Below are 16,867 nucleotides of genomic sequence, written 5' to 3'. Positions count from 1 at the left end.
CGGCGATGATCGCGCCTAACCTCGGTACATGCCCGACCTTGCTTACTACGCCTCACTGCCGCGCTCCCGCGGCGCCGCGGCGGCCCTGCTCCTGGACGACCTCGGGCGGGTCCTGCTGGTCAAGCCCACCTACAGCGAGGGCTGGTACCTGCCCGGCGGGGTCATCGAGGCCGACGAGTCCCCCCTGGCGGCATGCGTGCGCGAATGCTCGGAGGAGCTCGGCCTCGTCCCCCGCCTGAACGGCCTCGCCTGCGTCGACTGGGGCTCCCCGCGCGCCGACGGCGTCGACGCCGTCAACGTGTTCGTGTTCGGCGGCACCATCACCGGCGAGGAGATCGCCGCGATCCGGCTGCCGCCGGACGAGCTGTCCGACCACATCCTCGTCGCCCCGGAGAAGATCCCCGAGCTGGCGCCGCCGCACGTGTCGCGCAGGATGGACCCCAGCCTGCGCGCCATGGCCGAGGGCCGCGCCGTCTACCTGGAGGACGGCCAGGTGCAGCCGTTCGGCCCCGGCCTGACCACGGGCTAGGCGGGCCCCGCGTTGAGCAGGCCCTGCGACTAGGGCCCCTGCGGCTAGGCCGGCACGGCGTCCCTGACCTGCCGTCCCCGTTCCGGGTCGACCGCGCGGGCGCAGTGCGCGCAGCAGTACCAGTGCCCGTCAACGTCCACGCCGTGGCCCATGATGCGGCACTGGCAGTGCTCGCAGACCGGCGCCATCTTGCTGATCGCGCACTCGAACGAGTCGAACGTGTGCACCTCGCCCTGCGCGTGGACCTCGAACGTCATGTCGTAGTCGTTGCCGCAGACCTCGCAGGTCGCCATCGGTCCTGTCTCCGTTCCCCCGCCGCGCCGCAGATCACTGCCTACCCGGACGGTCCCGGGTCTACCCCGCGCCGCACAGCCGGCGGGCGCGCTGAACGGCGGAGCCTCCGTGCCGTATGACCGCTCACGCAGCCGCGAAACGCGCCGCCCCACCGTCCCGGCCGCCCCGGACGGCTCCAGCGAGCGTCGCGTGCTCCGCGTTCATCGCCTCTTGCGCCTTCTGCGCGCGTCGGGCGCCCGCCCCGGCCCCTCATCGGGGTCCGGCCAGTTCGGCGAGCGGCCCGAGGAGCGCAGCACCGACTCCCACGCGTCCCCCGACGACAGCGGAAGGTGCGGCACGCCCCAGTGCCACGCGGACACCAGCAGATCCGGGTCGCGCGGACGGTAGCCCGTCCCCACCGCGCGGGCCATGTCCCAGGCGTGCAGATGCCACTCCACACAGGCCGCGCCCGCGTGGTCACCGACCGTGTACTTGGTGCCCTTGTAGATCAGATGCGTCCGGTCCCACATGTCGGGCATCAGGTCGGCGTACGCGCCCGCCGACACCCCGAACGCCATGATCCGCTCCGGCCCCGGCTCGGGCGGCAGCACCGCCAGCTCCGCCGCGTTCTGCCGCGCCTGCTGCCTGATCAGCACCGCGGACGCCGCGTCCTGCGCGAACAGCGTCGCCAGGCGGCTGTCGGGCGCGTCCTGGAGGTACTCCAGGAAGTTCTCCGCGACGCACCGCAGATGGCCAGCGAGATCGATCAGCCGCCAGTCCGCGCAGGGCGTCGGGACGTCCCAGTCGCCGGCCGTCTCCGCCAGCTCCCGGATCGCCGTCACCCCGTCCTGGTAGGACTCCAGTACGCGACCCCGGTCCGGCGGCGTGCGCTCCACGTGACTTCCCCCCGCGTCCAGGGCACGGTGCCTGCGCAGCGTGCCCTCTCCGCCGCGGCGCCGCCGCGCGCCCGCCGCGGCCTGCGGCGTCCGGCGCGGGCGCCCCCCGGCGTTCCCCCGAGAGGGCAGACTCTCAAAGTTCGGTGGCCGGTGCCACCCGGCGGCGCTGTGTCGTCACACGTCGGCCCCACATGCCGCGCCCTGCCCGGATGCGCCCCGGACGTGTCCCGGGCGTCCCGCTCAGACGGCCAGGGTCGGGTGCGTCCGGAAGCTGAGCCGGTGCGCCTCCCGGGCGGTGCGGAGCCGGTCGACCTCGTCGGTCCACGGGCGCACGTCCGCGCGCGCCTTGGCCTTGCGGTAGGCGATCTCCGCGGCCCGGCGGGTCTTCGCGTCCTGGGTCTCCACCGAGTACACCTGCGGGCCCATCGCGACCCGCTCGGACGCCTCGGCGGCGGCGAGCACGTCCGTCATCGCCCGGTCGAACGCGACCGTCAGCGCGCGCAGCTCCGCCCCGGGCGTGTCCGCGCCCTGCGCGTCCCGCAGCGCCCGCTCCGCCTCGCCGGCCGCCGCGAGCCGGTCCTCGTACTCGGCGGCGAGCCGCTGGTCGGCCTCGTACGGCTCAGCGACGTCCTTGCTCACCCGGCGGCCCAGCGGCATGGTGGTCACTCCTATCGGCGGTTCTGGGTGGTCCGGTCGAGGAAAGCGTACGCGGGCCCCCGGCGTGTCGTGACGGCGGACACCCCGCTCCCGCCCTTTACGTAGTAAGGTCGAGGCATGGTTCGCCAACCGAGCATCAACGCCCAGCACCGCGCGCCGCTGTCCACCGAGCGGATCATCGAGTCGGCCCTGCGGATCGTCGACGGGCAGGGCCTCGCCCGGCTCACCATGCGCCGCCTCGGCGACGCGCTGGAGGTCGAGGCGATGGCGATCTACCACCACCTCCCCCGCGGCAAGGAGCAGCTGCTGGACGGCCTCGTCACGCACGTCGCGTCCGCGCCCGCCGACACCGAGTCCGCCGCCTCGCACGGGGACTGGCGCGGCGCCCTGCGCGCCTGGGCCGCCGGCTACCGGGCGCGGCTGCTGACGCACGCGGGCGTCCTCCCCCTCGTCGTCACCCGCCGCAACCCGGCCGCGCTCACCACCACGGTCGCGTCGCTGCGGGAGGTGCTCCGGCGCGGCGGCGTCGCCGAGGACGTGGCCGCGGTCGCCGCGCACACCCTGCTCGGCTACGTCATCGGCCACGCCTCGCTGGAGGTCCGCGGCACGAACGAGGACGGCGCCGACCGCGCGGTCGACTGGGACGCGCGCTTCACCGCCGGGCTCGACCTGATCATCAGCGGCGTGCGCTGACCGGCCTCAGTCCTCGACGACGAGGACCTCCAGGTGGAGCGGGCCGTGCACGCCCTCCACGCGGACCATCTCGATGCCGTGGGTGGCGGACGGCCCGCTGATCCACATCAGCGGGCGCGCCGGATCGAGCCGCTCCACCGCCTCGGGGACCGTCCCGACGATCTGGTCGGCGTGCACCACGCACAGGTGGTAGCCGGGGACGGCGGTGAGCGCCCGCCGGCCCTGCGCGCGGCCCCCGTCCAGCACGACGGTGCCGGTCTGCGCGATCGCCGCCGCGCAGCCGGTGACGACGCCGTCGGCGGCGGCGAGGGTGTCGACGTCGACGGCCGGGGTGTCGGCCAGCGCCCGGACGCCGTCCAGCTCCGCGAGCCAGCCGAACGGCAGGTCGGCGGGGACGACGATCTGCTTGACCTCCCGCCCCCACAGCGCCGCCGCGACGGCGGTGCCCAGCTCGTCGGCGCTGACGTGCCGCACCGACGCCCGGTTGTCGGCGACCCGCTCGGTGAACAGCGCCAGCACGTCGGCCCTGTTCCGGGCCTCGTCGTCGGTCAGGCGGCGCGCGTAGCGGCGCGGGACCGGCGGGCGCGTGCCGCGGGCCCCGCCGAGCGCCTCCCGCACCCGCCGCAGCACCTCCGCCCGCGAACCTCCGCCCGGAACCTCGCCGGACGCCGTCATGGCCGCCTCCGCGTCCACCAGGCGCGGAAGCTCTCCGCCGGGGGCGCGGGCAGGTCGCGGGCCTCGGTCCACTTGCCGAGCAGGCCGGGCAGGCGGCGGATCCGGCCGCCGCGCGACAGCAGCCGCGCCCAGCGGGTGCCGCGCCGCAGCGCGGTCTCGTAGCGGCGCGGGTCGCCCATCGTCCACGCCAGGCCGCGCATCAGCATCAGCTCCGGCGGCGGGACGGGCCGCCGCCGCCGCGACTCCACCACCGCGCCGCGCAGGTGCACCAGCACCTCCGGGATGTCGATCTTCACGGGGCAGACGTCGGCGCACGCGCCGCAGAGCGTCGAGGCGTACGGCAGCGACGCGTCGGCGGCGCTGTCGACGCCCCGCAGCTGCGGCGTCAGGATCGCGCCGATCGGCCCCGGATAGACCGGCCCGTAGGCCCGGCCGCCGGCGCGCTCGTAGACGGGGCACACGTTCATGCAGGCCGAGCAGCGGATGCAGCGCAGCGCGGTGCGCCCGACCTCGTCGGCGAGGGCACGGGTGCGGCCGTTGTCGAGCAGGACGAGATGGAACGCGCGCGGCCCGTCGCCCGCCGTCACGCCCGTCGACGTCGCGACATACGGGGTCATCCGGTCACCGGACGACGAACGCGGCAGGAGCTGGAGGAACACCTCCATGTCCGCCCAGGTCGGGACGACCTTGTCGATGCCCGCGACGCTGATCAGCGTGTCGGGGAGGGTGAGGCACATCCGCGCGTTGCCCTCCGACTCCAGCACCACGAGCGTCCCGGTCTCGGCGACCAGGAAGTTCGCGCCGGTCACGGCGACGCGGGCGCCCAGGAACCGCTCACGGAGATGCGTGCGGACGGCGGCGGCGAGCTCTGCGGGGTCGTCGGTCAGGTCGGGCCCGGCGGACGGCATCGTCCGCCGGAACAGCTCCCTGATCTCTGCACGGTCGCGGTGCAGCGCGGGCGACAGCAGGTGGGACGGCTCGTCGTCGCCGAGCTGGACGGCCAGGTCGGCGAGGGCGGTCTCGCGGGCGGTGATCCCGGCGCGGGCCAGCGCGCCGGTCAGGCCGATCTCCCGGGTCGTCGCCGACGACGCCTTGACGACCTCGTCCGCGCCGGCCTCCCGCACCAGCGCGGTGACGATCTCGCACGCCTCGGCGCCGTCCGCCGCCCAGTGCACGGTGCCGCCCGCCTCGGTGACGGCCCGCTCCAGCTCCTCCAGGTGGGTGTCGAGGTTGAGGAGGGTGGCGTCCCTGATCGCGCGCCCCGCCTCGCGCAGGTCGTCCCAGCCGGGCAGCTCGGCGGCCGCGGCGGCCTCCCGCTCCCTGGCCGCCGCGATCCCGCCGCGGAGGTTACGGCGCAGGCCGGTATCGGCCAGCGCGGACCGCGCGGCGGCGGCGAACTTCGGCATCGGCAGCGGGACGGGCCCGTTCGTGCCGGGCGGCGGCCTCATCCCCGCGGAGGACGGCGTCGTCTCCTGGGAGGAGCCCGTCATGCCGGTCCCGTCTCGGCGAGGATCTCGGCCAGGTGCATGGTCCGGACGCCGCCGCGCAGCCGCGACAGCGCGCCGCCGATGTGCGCCAGGCAGGAGTTGTCGACCGCGCAGACCACGTCGGCGCCGGTGCCGCGGATGTGGCGCACCTTGTCGGCGACCATCGCGACCGACACGTCGGCGTTCTTCATCGCGAACGCGCCGCCGAACCCGCAGCACTCCCCCGCCGCGGGCAGTTCGACCAGGTCGATGCCCTTGACGGCGCGCAGCAGCCGGAGCGGCCGGTCGGCGACGCCGAGCGTCCGCGCGGACTGGCAGGACGGGTGGTAGGTGACCCGGTGCGGGAAATAGGCGCCGACGTCGGTGACGCCCAGGACGTCCACCAGGAACTCCGTCAACTCGTAGACGGCGAGGCCCTCGGCGGCGCGGGCGAGGCCGGGGTCGCGGGCCGTGCGCGCGATCCGCGGGTAGCCGTCGCGGACGGTCGCCGCGCACGACGCCGACGGCGCGATCACGATCTCGCAGCCCTCGAACGCCGCGGTGTAGGCGCGGGCCAGGTCGGCGGCCTCGCGGTGGTAGCCGGTCGTCCAGTGGATCTGGCCGCAGCACGTCTGCCCGGCCGGGTAGGAGACCTCGTGCCCGAGCCGTTCCAGCAGGACGGTCACGGCCCTCCCGGTGCCCGGGAACAGCGCGTCGTCGAAGCAGGCCACGGACAGGGCGACCCGCACCGGCCTCACTCCCCCCACGCCTCGCAAAGCCCGTTCCCGCCGAACATCGTAGGGGTTTCACGCGCTGACGGCGTGTCGTTCGCCGTCCGTTCGCGCGCGGAAGGAACGCTGGAACCGGCACCTCCGGGTGAGACGGGTCACATCCGCCGGTACTCGGGTACCAACGGACAACCGCCCCAACGGACTATGGCCGGTTCGGGCGAACCGTTCCACACTGAGAGGCGTCATTAAAGGAAAGCTCCACAACCGACCCGTAGTTGAGACCGGAGGCACGACATGTGCCCGCACCAGCCGCCCTGTCCCTCGCACGACGCACCCGACCGCGACGCCGCCCGTACGCTGGCCTCACACCCCGAGCAGGGGTGGAGCCTGCTGTGCAACGGTGTCGTGCTGTTCGAGGACACCGGTGAGCTGCTGCCCGACGGGGGAATCATCGCACCGCACCGGCCGACGGATCCGCTGGCTCCGTCCGCCGCCTGAACGACGTCCACGGGGGACTAGTTCAAACGGGTGATCATCCTCGGGGGCACGGCCACCTGCCCGCTCCGTCCGGGCCCGTACCGGGCCCGGAACATTCACCGCCCGGACCGCCACCGGAACCGTCACGGGCCGCCCGTCCGCACCGCGCGGGCCGCCCGACCCCGCACCCCCACCCCGCCGCGCGGTTTCGCTCCGCCCTGCAATCCCGCCCATCTCCGTAGCCACGGCTCCGCCGCCCTCCCGACCGCGGCGGGATCCCGGTTGAGATCGTGGCGCTCCCCCGCCAGCACCGTCACCTTCGCCGCGTCCGCCTTCTCCGGCACGCCGAACGGGTCACGGTCGCCGTTGACGACGAGAACCTCCACGCCCGCGGAACGCAGCTCGTCCACCCGCGTCTTCTCCGGCTTCCCGGGCGGGTGAAGCGGGAACGCCAGCGCGAGGACGCCCACCGCCCCCGCGGCCGTCGCCGTCCGGCACGCCACCCTGGCGCCGTTGCTCCGGCCGCCCTGCACGAGCGGGACACCGGTCCCGGCCTTGTCCCGCAGCAGGCCGACGATCTCCAGCCACGCCTCGTCCTGCTTCGCCATCGGGCCGGGTGCGCGGCGGCCCGCGAGCCGGAACGGCTGCGTCACCCGCGCCACCGCGCCGCCGAGCCCGAGCGCGGTCTCCCGGACGGCCAGCAGGTCGGGCGCGTCGACGCTCCCGTTCGAGCCGTGCGTCAGAACCAGCAGGAACGCCGGGTCGCCGACCTCGTCCAGCGCCACCCGGGCCGGTCCGTGCGCCGTCACGACCTCCATCCGCCCACCGTAGCCCGCCGCCGAAACGATCATCGCGGCGGGGACGCCGCCGGCTAGCGGTCGGGCCGGTCGGAGGGGCCGAGGGCGAGGCGGAGCCGCTCGGCGAAGCTCTCCTGCAGCAGCGGGCCCCACGGGTAGTCGCCGGGCACCTGCACCGCCTTGCCCAGCGCCTCGCGGGCGTCTCCGGCCCGACCGTCCTCCGGCGTGTCGCCGTGCCGGACGGCCAGCAGCGCGTACATGTGGTCGAGGGCGCCGAACGCCTCTCCAGCGAGGGCGGGGAGCGTCCCGTCCGACACGGCCTGCTCGACGACCGGCTCCCACCACAGGTCGGCGGGGTCGGCGTCGTCCTCGTCGCCGCCGAAGTCGCGGCGGAGCCGCGCCCGGACCTGGCCCGCGTTCGCCGGGTCCGACAGTCCGCGCCGCCACACCTCCGCCGCCTCGCCGGCCCGCCCGCGCAGCGGCAGCGTCCGCGCCAGCAGCTCGGTGGCGAGCGGCCCGACCTCCGGGTCGGACGGCTCCTCCCCCAGCGCCGCGCCGAACGACCCGATCGCCTGGTCGAGGTAGGCGATGCCGAGCGCGACGGCGAGCCGCGCGTACGCGTACGGGGCCGTGCCGCGGTCGATCAGCTTGAGCCCGGCGGCCAGGACCCGCTGCGCCCGCACGGGCTCGCCGCGCTCCAGATGCCGCTGCGCGAGGTCGTGCGCGGCGGGCGGCCCGTACTCGGCGTCGCCCGTCGCGAGCACCGCCTCCCAGTGGCCGCGCGCCTCGTCGAACTCGCCGGCGTCGTCGGCGATGCGGGCGAGCGCGAGATGGGCGGGCGGCAGGTAGGCCGGGTTGCCGAAGTCGACCACCGTCCGCCACGCGGGCGCCGCGTCGGCGTACTCGCCGGCCCGCTCGTGCGTGAGCGCCAGATGGTAGGCGGCGCGCGGACCGTACTCGGGGTCGCCGGTGGCGATCGCCGCCCGGTCGGCGTCCCGCGCCCGCTCGACCTCCCCGGCGTCGTCGAGGACGACCGCCAGCCCGAGCGCGGCCTGCGCCCGGCAGGCCGTCTCGCCGAGCTCCAGCACCTTCTCGAACAGCAGCGCCGCGCGCCCGGCCTCACCGTTCTCCGCGAGACTCCGCGCCTGCTCGCACATCTGGACCGGGTCGTCGGTCACGGGACTCATCAGTCTCTGCCCTCTGGGTCGGGGGTCCGCAGAGAGCCTAGCGAGCCGCCGGGCCCGCGTCTCGCGACGCCGCCGTTCGATCGATCCCGAAGGCCGGTCAGTCCTCGAAGGCCTCCGGGGGCGGGCAGGAGCACAGGAGGTTGCGGTCGCCGTAGGCCTGGTCGATGCGGCGGACGGGCGGCCAGTACTTGTCCTCGCGGAGGGCCGGGACGGGGTAGGCGGCCTCGTCGCGGGTGTAGGCGTGCTTCCAGTCGTCGGAGATCAGGCACGCGGCGGTGTGCGGGGCGTGCTTGAGCGGGTTGTCCTCGCGGTCGTAGCCGCCGTCGGCGACCCGCTGGATCTCCCGGCGGATCTCGATCATGGCGTCGCAGAAGCGGTCGAGCTCGGCGAGGTCCTCGGACTCGGTCGGCTCGATCATCAGGGTCCCGGCGACGGGGAAGGACAGCGTCGGGGCGTGGAAGCCGTAGTCGATGAGGCGCTTGGCGACGTCCTCGGCGGTGATCCCGGTCTCCTTGGTGATCTTGCGGAGGTCGGCGATGCACTCGTGCGCGACGAGGCCGTTGCGGCCGGTGTAGAGGATCGGGTAGTGCGGGGCGAGGCGGGTCGCGAGGTAGTTCGCGGCGACGATCGCGCCCTCGGTGGCGGCGGTCAGGCCGTCCGGGCCCATCATCGCGATGTAGGCCCACGAGATCGGCAGGATGCCCGCCGAGCCCCACGGGGCGGCGGAGATCGGCCCTACGCCGCTCTCCGGGCCGGCCTCGGCGCGCAGCGGGTGGTTCGGCAGGAACGGGGCGAGGTGCTCGCGGACGCCGATCGGGCCGACGCCGGGCCCGCCGCCGCCGTGCGGGATGCAGAACGTCTTGTGCAGGTTGAGGTGCGAGACGTCCGAGCCGAACTCGCCGGGACGGGCCAGGCCGACGAGGGCGTTGAGGTTGGCGCCGTCGACGTAGACCTGCCCGCCCGCGTCGTGCACGGCCGCGCACACGTCGGTGATCGTCTCCTCGAAGACGCCGTGCGTGGACGGGTACGTCACCATGATCGCGGCGAGCCGCGCACCGTGCTTGCCGATCTTGGCGTGCAGGTCGTCGAGGTCGACGTTGCCGCCGTCGTCGCACTTCACCACGACGACGCGCATCCCGGCCATGACGGCGCTGGCGGCGTTGGTGCCGTGCGCCGACGAGGGGATCAGGCACACGTCCCGGTGCTCCTCCCCGCGGGAGGCGTGGTAGCCGCGGATCGCGAGCAGCCCGGCCAGCTCGCCCTGCGAGCCCGCGTTCGGCTGGACCGACACCTTCGCGTACCCGGTGATCTCGGCGAGCGCGCTCTCCAGCTCGCCGATCAGCTCGACGTACCCGGCGGCCTGGTCGACCGGCGCGAACGGGTGGATGTTCGCGAACTCCGGCCAGGTGATCGGCTCCATCTCGGCGGTCGCGTTCAGCTTCATCGTGCAGGAACCGAGCGGGATCATCGAGCGGTCCAGCGCGACGTCCTTGTCCTGGAGCCTGCGCAGGTAGCGCAGCATCGCGGTCTCGGAGCGGTGCGCCTGGAAGACGGGGTGGGTCAGGTAGGGGCTCTCGCGGCGCAGCGTCTCCGGGATCGCCTCGGTCACCTCGGCGGGCTCGGCGGGCGAGGCGGCGCCGAACGCCTCCAGGACGGCGGTGACGTGCGCGGGAAGGGTCGTCTCGTCGCAGGCGATGCCGACGTGGTCGGCGTCGACGGGACGCAGGTTGATGCCGCGTTCCAGGGCCGCGTCCACCACCTGGGCGGCGCGTCCGGGCACCCGGGCCAGGACGGTGTCGAAGAACGCGCCGTGCACGACCTCCACGCCGCTCGCGCGCAGCCCGGCGGCGATCTCGGCGGCGCGGCGGTGCGCCCGCTGCGCGATCGCGGCGAGCCCCTCGGGCCCGTGGTAGACCGCGTACATGCTCGCCATGACGGCGAGGAGCACCTGCGCGGTGCAGATGTTGCTGGTGGCCTTCTCGCGCCGGATGTGCTGCTCGCGGGTCTGCAGCGCCAGCCGGTGCGCGGGGGCGCCGTCGGCGTCGACGGAGACGCCGACGAGGCGTCCGGGAAGCTGCCGCTGGATGCCCTCGCGGACCGCCATGTAGCCGGCGTGCGGGCCGCCGAACCCGAACGGGACGCCGAACCGCTGCGCGGAGCCCACGGCGATGTCGGCGCCGGACTCGGCGGGCGGGCGCAGCAGCGTCAGCGCGAGCAGGTCGGCGGCGACGACCGCCTGCGCGCCCCGCTCGTGCGCCTGCGCGATGACGGGCTCCAGGTCGCGGACGGCGCCCGACGCGCCCGGGTACTGCAGCAGGACGCCGAAGACGTCGCCCTCGGGCAGCCCGCCGGACAGGTCTGCGACGACGACGTCGATGCCGAGCGGGACGGCCCGCGTCCGGACGACCTCGATCGTCTGCGGCAGGACGTCCGCGTCGACAAGGAACGTGCCAGGTTCCTTCCGCTTGCTGACGCGGTGCGCGAGGGCCATGGCCTCGGCGGCGGCGGTCGCCTCGTCCAGCATGGACGCGTTCGCGACCGCCAGCCCGGTGAGGTCGCTGACGGCCGTCTGGAAGTTCAGCAGCGCCTCGAGGCGCCCCTGGGAGATCTCCGGCTGGTAGGGGGTGTAGGCGGTGTACCAGCCGGGGTTCTCCAGGACGTTCCGCATGATCACGCCCGGGGTGATCGTGCCGTGGTAGCCGAGGCCGATCATGGAGGTGCGGACGGTGTTGCGGGCGGCGAGCTCGCGGAGCCGGTCCAGCGCGGCGGACTCGCTCAGCGCGGGCGGCAGGTCCAGCGGGCGGGACGTGCGGATCGCGGCGGGGACGGCGTCGTCGATCAGCGCCTCGACGCCCGCGTAGCCGATGGCGGCGAGCATCCGCGCCTGGTCGTCGGGCGACGGGCCGATGTGCCGGTCGGCGAACGCGGCCCGCGGGTGCTGCGGCGCGGCCACGGGGGCGAAGAACTGGGCGGTCATGGAGAGCCTCCTGGCTGCTGCGGTCGCTCAGGTGCACCGCCCGGCGCGCGGGCCGGGCGGCGTCTCCCCCTCTGTCATGGGCACCTGAGAGCTTCACCCGCGCCGCGGGGTTTCCCCTTCGGTGAGCCGCCTTCCCGCACAGCGGGAAACGACGCCTGCTTTCCAGAGGTGCCTCGCCCGAGCGGTCCTTTTGCCTGAGAGGTTCCGGGGAGGTTGCCCCTTCGGCGCCCCACGCTGGCGGCGTGGGATCTCTCCCGCACAGGGTCGACGGCATGTCCTGGACAAACCCTACCCAAAGATCGGTTGCCGCGATCGCCTCGGGTCCCGCCGGGCCCCTCCGCCCGGGGCGGTGGCCGTACCTGCCAGTACGATGTGCAGTCCCACCTGGGACGGAACGGACCTCAGGCGACGCGGACGGGCGGGAGTGTCGAGCGGAGATCGTCCGTTGGATGGCGGTGGGCGGGGGTTGGAGGACGGTGGCTGCGGGGTGAACAAGGGACGCCCCGGAGGGCGCAGGTCGACGGCGCGCCGCCGGTTCTGGGACGCTGATCGCGATGGTGGACGGTCAGGGTGGCGGAACGGCGTGACGCCGACCCACGACGAGACGGTGCCCGCGCGGCAGGGCACGGGAGCCGGTGTGCCCGTCGACGAGCCCGCCCAGCCCGACCGGATCCGCCGCCCGGCCGACGCGATCCGGTTCGCGGCGTCGGTCGCCGGGCTCGCGGCGGTGATGCTGCTGGTCTCGATCGCCCAGGAGACCACGCACGGCCTGCACACCGACATCGCCGAGGGCGCCGCGCACGCGCCGCGGCTGCTGCTGTCGCTGGCGACGCTGGTGTCCAGCTTCGGCGTGCTGGCCGTCCCGATCGCGTTCGGGATCGAGCGGCTGTTCCACAAGGACGGGATGCGCGTCGCGATCGCGCTGCTCGCCGCCATGATCACCTTCGGGCTCACGGTCGGGCTGGACGACCTGGTGGTGCGGGGCGCGCCCGGCGGCGTCCTGGACTCGCTGATCTGGGGCGGCACGGAGACCGCGCCGGTGCACACCGACATCGCGCCGGTGATCGCGTTCGTCAGCGCGGTCGGGATGGCGGGCCGCGCCCGCTGGCAGGCCGCGACCTGGACGATGATCGGGCTGGCGGCGCTGACCGGCCTCACCGCGTCCTACGCCTCCGTCGCCGCGCTCGCCGCCACCTACCTCCTCGGACGCGCCATCGGCCACGGCACCCTCTACGTCGTCGGCACCCCGAACCCGCGCCCGCCGGGCCGGGCGGTGGTGGCGGCGCTCGAACGGCTCGGCCTGCGCCCGGAGCGCGCCGCGCGGCTGGACGACCCCGCCGGCGGCGCCGAGGAGACCCGCCGGTACGGCGTCGTCCTCGCGCCCCGTCCCAGGGAGGCGCGCGGCGCGCGGCTCCCGGTGGGACGCGGCGCGCACGGCGACTGGGACCTTGAGCTGCACGTCCTCGACCGCGACCAGCAGACGGCGGGCCTGCTGTACCGGGTGTGGCGGCTGCTGCGGCTGCGCGCCACGACGACCGGGCGGGCGCTGCGGTCGCTGCGCCGGTCGCTGGAGCAGGAGTCGCTGATGGCGTACGCGGTGGACGCGGCGGGCGTCCGGACCCCGCGCCTCATCGGGACGTCGGAGGTCGGCACCGAGGCCGCCCTGCTCGCCTACGAGCACGTGCCGGGCCGGCGGCTCGCCGACCTCGACGACGACGAGATCACCGACGAGCTCCTCACGGACGTGTGGCGGCAGTTCCGCGCCCTCCAGGAGGGGCGGCTGGCGCACCGGAGGCTGCTGGACGGCGCGGTCCTGGTCGGGGAGGACGGCAGCGCCTACATCACCGACCTGCGGGCCGGGGAGATCGCGGCGGGCGACCTGGCGCTGCGGCTCGACCTGGCGCAGGCCCTCACGACGCTGGCGCTGCGGACGGGCCCCGAACGCGCCGTCCGGACCGCGGCGGCCGTGCTCGGCGAGGAGGCCCTCGCCGCCGCCGTGCCGCTGCTGCAGCGGGTGGCGCTGTCCCGGACGACCCGGACGGCGCTGCGGCACGACCGGGACCTGCTGACCCGCATCCGGGAGCAGATCGTCCGGCTGAAGCCCGAGACGGAGGTCGCGCCCGCCAGGCTCGAACGCTTCCGGCCCCGGACGATCTTCAGCATCGTGGCGCTGTCGATCGCCGCGTACATCGTCATCCCGCAGGTCGCGAGCCTCGACATCGGGACGATGACGGCCACCGCGAGCTGGGAGTGGGTCCTGGTCGCGCTCGGCGCCGCGGCGCTCAGCTACGTCGCTGCGGCGCTGATGCTGATGGGATTCGTCCCGGAGCGGCTGCCGCTGGGGCGCACGGTCCTGGCGCAGCTGGCCGCGTCGTTCGTGAAGCTGGTCGCGCCGGCGGCCGTCGGCGGCGTCGCCGTGAACACCCGTTACCTGCAGCGCTCCGGGGTGCGGCCGGGCCCGGCGGTCGCGAGCGTCGGCGCGTCGCAGCTGGTGGGGCTGGTCACGCACATCCTGCTGCTGATCCTCTTCGGGTTCCTCACCGGGTCGACGTCGAAGGCGACGCAGGACCTGGCGCCGTCCCGGGCGGTCGTGATCGCGGTGCTGTCGCTGGGGCTGCTCGCGGGCCTCGCGCTGACCGTGCCGCGCGTGCGGCGGGAGGTCACGACCCGGCTGAAGAGCATGTTCTCCGGCGTGGTGCCCCGCCTGGTGGACGTCCTGCAGTCCCCGAAGAAGCTGTCCACGGGGATGGGCGGCACCCTGCTGCTGACGGTGGCGTTCGTGCTGTGCCTGGACGCCTCGATCCGCGCGTTCGGCGGGTCGCTGCCGCTGACGTCGGTCGTCGTGGTCTTCCTCACCGCCAACGCGCTCGGATCGGCCGCGCCGACACCCGGCGGGCTCGGCGCCGTCGAAGGCGCCCTCACGCTCGCGTTGACGATCTCCGGGCTCACCGCGGAGACGGCGACGTCCGCGGTCCTGCTCTACCGGCTGCTCACCCTCTGGCTGCCCGTCCTGCCCGGCTGGGGAGCGTTCACCTACCTGCAGCGCAAGGAAGCGCTGTAGCAGGCCGCTGCGCCGGTCAGCCGGTGCGGCGCGCGCGGCGCCGGTTGGCCAGCTCGTCGTGCGGATGCTCGGAGGGGTCGTCGTCGGACGCGGCGCGCTCACCGGGAAGCTCCGCGAGACTGCCCTCGACCTCCTGCCACACCCGTCCGAGCGCGATGCCGAACACACCCTGCCCGCCCTGCAGAAGATCGACGACCTCGTCCGCCGAGGTGCACTCGTACACGCTGACCCCGTCGCTCATCAGCGTGATCTGCGCCAGATCCTGGACGCCGCGATCCCGTAGATGGGTGACGGCCGTGCGGATCTGCTGCAGCGACACCCCGGTGTCGAGCAGCCGCTTCACGACCTTCAGCACGAGGATGTCGCGGAAGCTGTACAGCCGCTGGCTTCCCGATCCGTGGGCCGACCGGACGCTCGGCTCCACCAGCTTCGTCCGGGCCCAGTAGTCGAGCTGCCGGTAGGTGATCCCCGCCGCGGCGCAGGCCGTCGGGCCGCGGTATCCGACATCCTCCGGTGGCGCCGACACCCGCGTGTCGAAGAGCAGACCCTGCTCCCCGGCGCGCTGGGACGCCATATGCCTCTCGGGGGTCGCCTTGCCCTCGCCGCTGCTCACCGCCACGCGGACCTCCGGCTCCAAATCATCCCGTGGCGCTTCGTCAAGGGGGTTTGACGAATTACACCACGGGTGTTCCACCAGCACGGTAGGTGCCGGTCAGGGTGGGGTCAACGTTCATCGTCGGCGCGTCGCATGCCCGGATGAAGCCCTTTTACCTGCATTTCTCTCCTCCTTCGGCCCTGGCGGGCCTCCATCGTCGAGAAACGCGCGCGATCGCTGCATCGCTCCGTCTCGCCGGGCGGCTCGCTGCGCGATCAGGTTTCTCGCAAGCTCGAAACCTGCCTTCGGACGCGATCGCAACGCCCCAGGTCGTCGCGGGTTTGCGGTGGTGGCTGAGGTTGTTGCGCATGACCCTCCGGCAGGCGATCAAGCACATCTTCATGAATCCCCAGGAACCGGGGCAACAAACCCACTGCTCGCGCGTTATCCCAGGCTAACCCGCTGGGGAGCCCGTTCCCGGCAGGCTCGCCGTCAACCTGCGCGGCCGAAGTCTTCCGGGGAGATGGTGTCCAGGAACTCCCGGAACTTCTCTACTTCGTCTTCTTGCTCGTCGGGGATGGCTACGCCGGCCTCTTCCAGGACGTCCTCGCTGGCGAAGATCGTGGCGCCGGTGCGGAGGGCCAGGGCGATGGAGTCCGACGGGCGGGCGCTGACCTCCACGCCGTTGGAGAAGACGAGGTCGGCGAAGAAGATGCCTTCGCGGAGCGCGGTGATGTTGACGGTGCGGAGCTGGACGCTGAGGGCGTCCAGGACGTCGCGGAACAGGTCGTGGGTGAGGGGGCGGGCGGGCAGGACCCCCTGCTGGGCGAAGGCGATCGCGGTCGCTTCGACCGCCCCGATCCAGATGGGCAGGTAGCGGTCGCCCTCCGTCTCCTTCAACAGGACGATGGGCTGATTGGAGGGCATCTCGACCCGGACGCCGACGACCTCCATCTGCTTCACTGCGGCTCCCTGCTGGTTCTCGCTATCTCGATCACCACGTGCAGCGGATCGATTCGTGACCGAACCCTGTAGCCAACGTACACCCCGCCCCGGACAGCTCGTGATGCCGCGCGTTCGGCAAAATCCTCCGCGAGGCGCATGATCAGCGGTCGAGGCTTTCGTTCAGGCCGGCGGCGACCAGCGCGGTGTGCAGCTTGACCGACAGGGCCGCGATCTCCCTGGCGGTTTCGGCCGCCTGCTCGTGGGCGCCGGTGCTGCGGCGGCGCAGCTGCGGGGCGACCATCTGCTCGATCAGGCCGACCTGGCGGTCGGCGGCGGCCTTGACGGCGCGCAGGTGCCGGACCTCGAAGCCGAACTCGCCGAGCGCGGCCGCGACGCGCGCGATGTTGAGCGCGTCGCCCTCGTAGTGGGTGCCGGCGCGGCGGACGAGGCCGTACTCCTCCAGGCGGGCGAGGAGGGCCTCGTCGATCCCGGCGCCGTCGAGGAGCTGGCGGCGGGTGAGGCGGACGGCGGGGTCTTCGGCGGTGGTGTCGGCGGCGACGAGCGTGCGGGGGCGGCGCGGCTCGGGGGCGGCCGCCGGTCCCGCGGCGGGGTCGAGGGGCGGGACGTTCTCGCCGCGGTCGCGGGCCTGGAGGTGCTGCCTGATGACGCGCAGCGGCAGATAGTGATCGCGCTGCGCGGTGAGGACGAAGCGGAGCCGCTCCACGTCGGCGTCGCCGAACTTGCGGTAGCCGGACGGGCTGCGCTCCGGTTCGACCAGGCCCTCGGACTCCAGGAACCTGATCTTGGAGATGGTGATGTCGGGGAACTCGGGCCTGAGCAGTCCGAGGACGTCCCCGATCGTCATCAGGGACCGGGCTGGCTGCGCGTTCATGGCCCCTCCATCGTCG

16 protein-coding genes and 1 riboswitch are annotated in these 16,867 nt (G+C 74.1%); of the genes, 4 read left to right on the top strand and 12 right to left on the bottom strand.

Annotated features, from left to right (window positions below; all coding sequences use genetic code 11):
- Positions 1 to 28: 28 nt before the first annotated feature.
- Positions 29 to 529, top strand: coding sequence for an NUDIX domain-containing protein (locus tag ACH34S_RS23205; protein ID WP_395954852.1), 501 nt, complete (start codon positions 29 to 31; stop codon positions 527 to 529).
- 44 nt (positions 530 to 573) lie between these two features.
- On the opposite strand, the gene ACH34S_RS23200 is transcribed toward ACH34S_RS23205, so the two are convergent.
- The 3 genes from ACH34S_RS23200 to ACH34S_RS23190 form a co-directional block, all read right to left on the bottom strand.
- Positions 574 to 822 (bottom strand): hypothetical protein, encoded by a 249-nt coding sequence (locus tag ACH34S_RS23200; RefSeq protein ID WP_395954851.1) that lies wholly within the window; start codon positions 820 to 822, stop codon positions 574 to 576.
- 201 nt (positions 823 to 1,023) lie between these two features.
- Positions 1,024 to 1,698, bottom strand: coding sequence for a maleylpyruvate isomerase N-terminal domain-containing protein (locus ACH34S_RS23195; protein WP_395954850.1), 675 nt, complete (start codon positions 1,696 to 1,698; stop codon positions 1,024 to 1,026).
- A 240-nt stretch (positions 1,699 to 1,938) separates the two neighbouring features.
- Positions 1,939 to 2,355, bottom strand: coding sequence for a plectin (locus tag ACH34S_RS23190; RefSeq protein ID WP_395954849.1), 417 nt, complete (start codon positions 2,353 to 2,355; stop codon positions 1,939 to 1,941).
- Positions 2,356 to 2,472: 117 nt separating this feature from the next.
- On the opposite strand from ACH34S_RS23190, the gene ACH34S_RS23185 reads away from it, so the two are divergent.
- Complete coding sequence (locus ACH34S_RS23185; protein WP_395954848.1) at positions 2,473 to 3,048, top strand: TetR/AcrR family transcriptional regulator; 576 nt, start codon at positions 2,473 to 2,475, stop codon at positions 3,046 to 3,048.
- A 6-nt stretch (positions 3,049 to 3,054) separates the two neighbouring features.
- Here ACH34S_RS23185 and ACH34S_RS23180 read toward each other — a convergent pair whose 3' ends face one another.
- Genes ACH34S_RS23180 through ACH34S_RS23170 form a run of 3 tightly spaced genes read right to left on the bottom strand, consistent with a single transcriptional unit; the run spans position 3,055 to position 5,938 of the window.
- Entirely contained in the window at positions 3,055 to 3,723 is a 669-nt protein-coding gene (locus ACH34S_RS23180; RefSeq protein WP_395954847.1) for a lactate utilization protein C, read from the bottom strand.
- Positions 3,720 to 5,171, bottom strand: coding sequence for a lactate utilization protein B (locus tag ACH34S_RS23175; RefSeq protein WP_395955081.1), 1,452 nt, complete (start codon positions 5,169 to 5,171; stop codon positions 3,720 to 3,722). Before ACH34S_RS23175 ends, ACH34S_RS23180 begins: the two co-directional genes overlap by 4 nt.
- A 38-nt stretch (positions 5,172 to 5,209) precedes the next feature.
- Positions 5,210 to 5,938, bottom strand: coding sequence for a (Fe-S)-binding protein (locus ACH34S_RS23170; RefSeq protein ID WP_395954846.1), 729 nt, complete (start codon positions 5,936 to 5,938; stop codon positions 5,210 to 5,212).
- A gap of 276 nt (positions 5,939 to 6,214) precedes the next feature.
- Between ACH34S_RS23170 and ACH34S_RS23165 the strand changes: the two genes are divergently transcribed.
- Positions 6,215 to 6,418 (top strand): DUF5999 family protein, encoded by a 204-nt coding sequence (locus ACH34S_RS23165; RefSeq protein WP_117402622.1) that lies wholly within the window; start codon positions 6,215 to 6,217, stop codon positions 6,416 to 6,418.
- Positions 6,419 to 6,540: 122 nt separating this feature from the next.
- Here ACH34S_RS23165 and ACH34S_RS23160 read toward each other — a convergent pair whose 3' ends face one another.
- The 3 genes from ACH34S_RS23160 to gcvP form a co-directional block, all read right to left on the bottom strand.
- A complete protein-coding gene (locus tag ACH34S_RS23160; protein ID WP_395954845.1) occupies positions 6,541 to 7,215 on the bottom strand; it encodes an alpha/beta family hydrolase in 675 nt (224 codons plus the stop codon).
- Positions 7,216 to 7,268: 53 nt separating this feature from the next.
- Positions 7,269 to 8,381, bottom strand: coding sequence for a tetratricopeptide repeat protein (locus ACH34S_RS23155; protein WP_395954844.1), 1,113 nt, complete (start codon positions 8,379 to 8,381; stop codon positions 7,269 to 7,271).
- A gap of 97 nt (positions 8,382 to 8,478) precedes the next feature.
- Positions 8,479 to 11,358: an aminomethyl-transferring glycine dehydrogenase gene (gene gcvP / locus ACH34S_RS23150; protein ID WP_395954843.1), complete on the bottom strand. Its 2,880-nt coding sequence runs from the start codon at positions 11,356 to 11,358 to the stop codon at positions 8,479 to 8,481.
- 172 nt (positions 11,359 to 11,530) lie between these two features.
- A riboswitch (glycine riboswitch) is annotated at positions 11,531 to 11,625 on the bottom strand.
- A gap of 316 nt (positions 11,626 to 11,941) precedes the next feature.
- On the opposite strand from gcvP, the gene ACH34S_RS23145 reads away from it, so the two are divergent.
- Positions 11,942 to 14,419 carry a YbhN family protein gene (locus ACH34S_RS23145; RefSeq protein ID WP_395954842.1) on the top strand — a complete coding sequence of 826 codons (2,478 nt, stop codon included), beginning with the start codon at positions 11,942 to 11,944 and terminating at the stop codon, positions 14,417 to 14,419.
- Between the two features lie 16 nt (positions 14,420 to 14,435).
- Here ACH34S_RS23145 and ACH34S_RS23140 read toward each other — a convergent pair whose 3' ends face one another.
- The 3 genes from ACH34S_RS23140 to ACH34S_RS23130 all read right to left on the bottom strand — a co-directional run bounded on the left by ACH34S_RS23140 (position 14,436) and on the right by ACH34S_RS23130 (position 16,851).
- Entirely contained in the window at positions 14,436 to 15,038 is a 603-nt protein-coding gene (locus tag ACH34S_RS23140; protein WP_395954841.1) for a MerR family transcriptional regulator, read from the bottom strand.
- Positions 15,039 to 15,506: 468 nt separating this feature from the next.
- A complete protein-coding gene (locus ACH34S_RS23135) occupies positions 15,507 to 15,977 on the bottom strand; it encodes a bifunctional nuclease family protein (RefSeq protein ID WP_067886188.1) in 471 nt (156 codons plus the stop codon).
- 142 nt (positions 15,978 to 16,119) lie between these two features.
- A complete protein-coding gene (locus tag ACH34S_RS23130) occupies positions 16,120 to 16,851 on the bottom strand; it encodes a MerR family transcriptional regulator (RefSeq protein WP_395954840.1) in 732 nt (243 codons plus the stop codon).
- Between the last annotated feature and the right edge of the window lie 16 nt (positions 16,852 to 16,867).

This window comes from Actinomadura sp. 3N508 (assembly GCF_044326375.1).
Taxonomy (GTDB): domain Bacteria; phylum Actinomycetota; class Actinomycetes; order Streptosporangiales; family Streptosporangiaceae; genus Spirillospora.
Note: the sequence above shows the minus strand (reverse complement) of the source record. Positions and strands in the feature narration are given on the sequence as shown.